The following is a 5,859-nucleotide window of genomic DNA, read 5'->3' as shown; positions in this document are numbered from 1 at the left end:
AGATGCAGCTCCCCGTCGTCGCGTTTCAGGATCATGAACCCGACGGGATTGCCGTTCTCAAAAACCTTCTTGAAGCCGAGAACGTCCTCATAGAACGCGCAAGCCCTGGTCATATCTGAAACGGGAAGCATTGCGGCAATGCGTCCAAAACGGACGCCGTGGTCGGCGATTTCACTCATCGCACAACCTCCTTCTTTGGAAACCTGCGGCAACCGTTCGGGCGGTGCCGAAGAGGGAAGGGCGGTTTCGGATGTCAATCGAGAAGGACGGTGCCAACGCCAGGTGGCTTAGGACAAAAGCCCGCCCCGCGCAATTGGTCCGGCCTTCTACCGCAGACCCCGTCTTGCCTCCGTCAAACTCTCCCGCTAAAAGGCGCCACCTTTCCAAACCCAATCAGGATTTTCTCGCCATGGCGATTGAACGCACCTTCTCCATCATCAAGCCCGATGCCGTCCGTCGTAACCTCATCGGCAAGATCCTGACCAAGTTCGAAGAAGCCGGTCTCACCCCGATCGCTCTGAAGAAGATCCACATGACCCGCGCACAGGCCGAAGGCTTCTACGCTGTTCACAAGGAACGTCCCTTCTTTGGCGAACTCGTCGAGCAGATGATCGCTTCCCCGGTTGTCGTTCAGGTCCTCGAAGGCGAAGGCGCCATCCTCAAGAACCGCGAAATCATGGGCGCAACCAACCCGGCCAACGCTGCTGAAGGCACCATCCGCAAGGAATTCGCCCTCTCCGTCGGCGAAAACTCGGTCCACGGTTCCGACGCTCCGGAAACCGCTGCCGAAGAAATCAAGTACTTCTTCTCCGACGAAGAGCTCGTGGGCTAAATGCCTTACGTCAATGTCCGCATTCTCGAAGACGGTGTCACGGCCGAGCAAAAGGCCGAAGTGATCGCGGGCATTACGGAGATCATGGTCCGCGTGCTCAACAAGAACCCCGAAAGCACCTTCGTTGTTATCGACGAAGTCCCGCTCGAAAATTGGGGTTTCAAGGGCAAGCCGGTCTCTGAACTGCGCAAGCAGCCCAAGGACTAAGTCTGGCGCCCGCTGAGCCGGAGCCATGCGAAGGGACCTTAACCCTTATGCACTCCGGAGCCTTGCACAGCGCAGGGCTTACGGTTAGAGACCACACCAGATTGGGCCGCCCAGCCGGGCGGCCTTTTTCATTGTTTGTGCTAGAATGCACAGACATGACCGGCAATCCCTGCTCTTTCCGCTAGAGAAGCCATCACCTGAAGAAGCCCTTTTGATAGCGAAGATGTCCCGCCTCTTTGGGAATGGACATCGCGCTCACCGGGGCTATTCCGCTTTACGAAAGCCCCTCGATGTCCCTGCCTGAAAATATCTTTGCACCCATCGCTGCCACTTTGGCCGCCAAGGGCTACGAGAACCTCACCCCGGTCCAGTCCGCCGTCATCGAAGACGAAGCCGACGGCCGCGATCTGCTGGTTTCCGCCCAGACCGGCTCGGGCAAGACCGTCGCCTTCGGCATGGCGATTGCCCCCACCATCCTCGACGGCGCCGAAGTTCTTCCCCGCGCCGAAGTCCCGCTGGCCCTCGTCATCGCCCCGACCCGCGAACTGGCCATGCAGGTGCAGCGCGAGCTTGAATGGCTCTATGCCCAGATGGGCGCCCGCATCGTCTCCTGCGTCGGCGGCATGGACGCGCGCACCGAGCGTCGCGCCCTCCAGCACGGCGCCCATATCGTCGTTGGTACCCCCGGTCGCCTGCGCGATCACATCACCCGCGGCGCTCTCGACATGTCCGCGCTCCGCGCCGTCGTGCTCGACGAAGCCGACGAAATGCTCGACCTCGGTTTCCGCGAAGACCTCGAATTCATCCTCGAGACCGCCCCCGAAGAACGCCGCACCCTGCTGTTCTCGGCAACCGTCGCCAAGCCGATCGCCAAGCTCGCCGAAACCTTCCAGCGCAACGCCCTGCGCATCACTGCCACCTCTTCGGGCCAGCAGCACGCCGACATCGAATACAAGTTGATGACCGTGCCGGCCGACGAGCGCGAAAACGCCGTCATCAACACGCTGCTCTGGTACGAAAGCACCAACACCATCGTCTTCGCCTCGACCCGCGAAGCGGTAAAGCACCTCTCGGCGCGCCTCCAAAATCGCGGCTTCGATGTCGTCACCCTTTCGGGTGAACTCAGCCAGGCCGAGCGCACCAATGCCCTCCAGGCCATGCGCGACGGCCGCGCCCGCATTTGCGTTGCCACCGACGTCGCCGCCCGCGGCATCGATCTGCCCAATCTCGACCTCGTCATCCATGCCGAGCTGCCGATGAACGCCGAGACCCTTCTCCACCGTTCGGGCCGTACCGGTCGCGCCGGTCGCAAGGGCACCTGCGTCGTCATCTCGCCGACCCATCGCCGCCGCGTCGCCCAGTCGATCCTGCGCACCGCGAAAATCGAAGCCGAGAACATCGCTCCGCCGACGGCCGAAGCGATCGACGCGCGCTATCGCGAGTCCATTCTCACCAATTCGCTTCTCAGTGACGTAATCACCGACGACGAGCGTCCAAGTGTTGACAGTCTGCTAGCCAAGTGGGAGCCGGAAGCGCTGGCTGCGGCCTACCTTCGCCTGCAGCTCACCGCCCGTCCGATCCCCGAGGATATCTCGGCAACGCTCGTCACCGATTTCGACAAGCGCGAACCGCGCACCCGCGAGCAGTTTGCCGGCGGCACCTGGTTCAAGGTCACGGTCGGTCGCAAGCAACGCGCCGAGCCACGCTGGCTTCTGCCCATGATCTGCAAGGCCGGCGGCGTCACCAAGGGCGCCATCGGCTCCATCCGCATCTTCGACACCGAAACCATCTTCGAAGTGTCCGCGGATAAGGTGGATAGTTTCGTCAAAAGCGTCGGCAAGAACGGCACCGGCGAAAAGGGCGTCTATATCTCCGCCATCGACGGCCCGATCGAGCAGAAGCCGCAGTCCAAGCGCCGTCCCCCCGGCCCGCCGGTCGCCTATGATCCCGGCGCGCCGCGCCCGGAACGCGCCGATCGCAAGCAGCGCTACGGCTCGAGCAACCTCCGTCCTGACGATTTTACCGTCTCCCCAGACGTGTCGGTTCGCCCCGCTAAGGCCTTCAAACCAAAGGAAGCCAAGCCCTTTGACAAGAACAAGGGCAAGCCAAAGTGGTCCAAGCCAGCCGAGGGCGAAGCCCCGCGCAAGCCCAAGACCAAGGACCACAAGAAGCCTCGCGCTCAGGACTGATCCAATAATTTATCCCCGCCTTCGGGCGGGGATCTACGCTCTGGCCAAAAACGCTATCCGGCCTGCTCGACCTGTCGCAGCTCTCCCAGCCGCGACAAATTCCCGAATGCCATGATCGCGGCCCCTGCAACCGACACGCCGGCCGCGACCATCAGCGCAAAGCGATAATTCCCGCCCGACGTCAGCAGGCCAAAAGCCGTTGCCCCAAGAAGGTTGGCGGCAATTGCCACGACATCCATAAGCGAGGTGGAAAGCCCCACCCGTCCTTTGATCGCATCCTGCAGATAGGGGATGTTGACACTCATCAGCGCCGCGGTTCCGAGCCCGTTGAGAATGAGCAGCCAGTAAAGCGCTGTCATGCTTGTCAAAATGCTGGCGAGCCCAATGAACACCGCCATCACGATACCCGCTGCCGCCAGCAGCGTTTCCTTGCTCAGCTTGGTCGTAAGGTAAGCCAGCAGCAGCATGCACGGCGCTTCGACGGCCGCGGTGATCCCCGCATAAAAGCCCACATCTGTCAGTGTTCCACCCAGATCAGTGACTATGAACAGCGACACCGTAAAGGTGAGAATGCGCATGGCCGCCGTCATGACGATGAGGCCCAGCAACCCGGCCAGCGTTCCAAGGGGCAGGGCAAAGGTCGAGAGCAGCGACGCCCCCTCGGCGCGCACCGGCGCCGGCATCTGCACGGCCGTCGTCTTGTCCGAGATCAGCAGCGCAAAAATACCGCCCATCACGGCATAGCTCAGCGACGACATCAGGAAGACGTTGAAAATGCTGAACTGTGCCGCCACCCAGCCGGCGACAGGCGGCACGATGATCCAGGCGAGCGTGAACACCGTGCGCAGGGCCGTCACCATGAAATCCGCCCGCGCCGGCATGTGCCGCACATAATAGACGCGCACATAGGCAAAGCACTGCCCATAACAGGCGCCGGCCAACGGCATCACCACGGCCATGGCAATCATGAAACTGAACTGCGTTGGCCAGAGATAGATCATCCCATGGCCGACAACGCCCGCAAGCGCCGTGATCAGTACCAGCAACCGCCTGTCGGGCAGCTTGTCCGAAAGATAGCCCAGTCCCAGCGACACAAACGTGCCCAGCACCGCGCCCACGCTCATCACGGAGGCAAACCAGCCCGGCGACATGCCAAGCGTGTCGACGCCCACCAGCGAGGCATAGGGCATGGTGGCGGCATAGGTGACGCCCGAAAAGAACATGTTCGTTCCGAGCAGCGCCGTCACCGGCATGCGTGGTCTCGCAGTCATCGTCCCCTCCCAGAGAGCGGCAAGACCTAGCGCCGGGCCGATAATCCGTCCATCGAAATCGATTGCATAGGTTCGGAATCCGCTGGGACGGGCCCTTTCCGAGGAGTAGAATACTGGCTCCCGCGTCAGGTCCCGTGGGCTTGAGCGGCCAACATGGGAGGCCCTCGATGACGGCCTATAATATCGTGCGTGTCCGGGTGAAACCCGGCTCGGAAGACGCCCTGATTGCCCATCATGACGCCTTGCTGGAATCGGACGGAGAGCAGTTCAAGGCAGCCGGCATGCGTCGCTTCAGTCTGATCAAGACGGGCGATCGTACCTTCTGCATCGTCGGCGAGTGGGATGCCTTCGACAGCATCGTCAAGGCACGCCCCCAGATGATCAAGTCGCTCGACGGCATGCGACCCATGCTCGAGGATTTGGGCGGCGATCTCGGCGTAACCGACCCGGTCTCCGGCGAGGCCGTAGCCGAATACCGTATCCAGACGCACTAGTGCGGCACCCTTCGGCCAAGTCCGCTCGCTATCGTCACCACCGGGCTCGTCCCGGTGGCCTAAACTGAAGCGAGAGGGGGCGCCGGAGTCGGCCGGCTATACCGGCTCTACCTCAATGCCTGTCCGAGCAATGCTTTCGGCCAGCGCGGCAATCTCGTGCGCGTGCTTTTCCGAAGCCGGATCGATACCGTCCATCCAGCTACCAAAACGCTTGAGCAGCGGCACGAAGGCCGCCAGATCCTCAGCGCTCCATTCGGCGAGGAAATCGCCCATGACGAGAAATTTGTAGGCCCGCACCGCTTCGACCACTGCCAGCCCGCGTTCCGTCAGTTCGATGATCGTGCGCCGCGCATCGGCCTGGCTCACCGCCCGGCGCGCATAGCCCTGATCCACCATTTCGCTTACCAGCCGGCTGGCGCGCGAAGGGTCGATATTGAGCCGCTCGGCGACGGTCGCGACCATGGTCTCGCCGCGGGTTTCGCCGAGTTCGGCCCGACCCTCAATGGCGAAGAGCACATCGAGTTGCGCCAGATCGAGCTCGATCTTGAGATGGGCCAGGGCCCTGTGTCCCAGTTCGCGCTTCTGCGCCCGGCGCCGCCATTTTTGCATCAGCGCATCTATCTCCAGCACGGCATCCGCCGTTGCAGCGTCGTGCCCGGCCTGCAACAGCACGGCATTCATCTCGGTTTTGTCGCTCAGTGACATGGCAGGCCCCGCAGTTTTGCATGCTTCCTGCAATTGCATGCTATTGACATGTAATTGCTATGAGCACATTTATGCCTTCAGAATTCATTTCGCAAGGGCCGACGCTGGACGCCGGTCCTCTCTATTTTGAGGATTGCCCCAATGTCACAACCCATTCAACC

Annotated in this window: 7 protein-coding genes; 4 read left to right on the top strand and 3 right to left on the bottom strand. The window is 61.8% G+C overall.

Annotation, left to right across the window (positions count from 1 at the left end; genetic code table 11):
• Positions 1–179, bottom strand: a 179-nt coding sequence (locus tag ABW043_RS12695; protein WP_353921575.1) for a VOC family protein, incomplete at its 3' end; no start/stop codon positions are given.
• A 230-nt stretch (positions 180–409) separates the two neighbouring features.
• Between ABW043_RS12695 and ndk the strand changes: the two genes are divergently transcribed.
• From ndk to ABW043_RS12680, 3 genes are all read left to right on the top strand, one after another.
• A complete protein-coding gene (ndk, locus tag ABW043_RS12690) occupies positions 410–832 on the top strand; it encodes a nucleoside-diphosphate kinase (protein ID WP_353921574.1) in 423 nt (140 codons plus the stop codon).
• The gene (locus tag ABW043_RS12685; protein ID WP_353921573.1) at positions 833–1,039 is read left to right on the top strand and encodes a tautomerase family protein; all 207 of its coding nucleotides are present in this window, start codon (positions 833–835) and stop codon (positions 1,037–1,039) included. It begins immediately after the preceding gene.
• 290 nt (positions 1,040–1,329) lie between these two features.
• On the top strand, positions 1,330–3,228 hold the full coding sequence (locus tag ABW043_RS12680) for a DEAD/DEAH box helicase (RefSeq protein WP_353921572.1): 1,899 nt from the start codon (positions 1,330–1,332) through the stop codon (positions 3,226–3,228).
• A gap of 53 nt (positions 3,229–3,281) precedes the next feature.
• On the opposite strand, the gene ABW043_RS12675 is transcribed toward ABW043_RS12680, so the two are convergent.
• A complete protein-coding gene (locus tag ABW043_RS12675) occupies positions 3,282–4,499 on the bottom strand; it encodes an MFS transporter (RefSeq protein WP_353921571.1) in 1,218 nt (405 codons plus the stop codon).
• Positions 4,500–4,666: 167 nt separating this feature from the next.
• Between ABW043_RS12675 and ABW043_RS12670 the strand changes: the two genes are divergently transcribed.
• Positions 4,667–4,993 carry a DUF718 domain-containing protein gene (locus ABW043_RS12670; protein ID WP_353921570.1) on the top strand — a complete coding sequence of 109 codons (327 nt, stop codon included), beginning with the start codon at positions 4,667–4,669 and terminating at the stop codon, positions 4,991–4,993.
• Positions 4,994–5,089: 96 nt separating this feature from the next.
• Here the strand turns inward: ABW043_RS12670 and ABW043_RS12665 are convergent, their stop codons facing one another.
• A complete protein-coding gene (locus ABW043_RS12665; RefSeq protein ID WP_353921569.1) occupies positions 5,090–5,698 on the bottom strand; it encodes a MarR family winged helix-turn-helix transcriptional regulator in 609 nt (202 codons plus the stop codon).
• Positions 5,699–5,859 lie beyond the last annotated feature (161 nt).

This window comes from Devosia sp., from assembly GCF_040509215.1.
In the GTDB taxonomy this organism is placed as follows: domain Bacteria; phylum Pseudomonadota; class Alphaproteobacteria; order Rhizobiales; family Devosiaceae; genus Devosia.
Note: the sequence above shows the minus strand (reverse complement) of the source record. Positions and strands in the feature narration are given on the sequence as shown.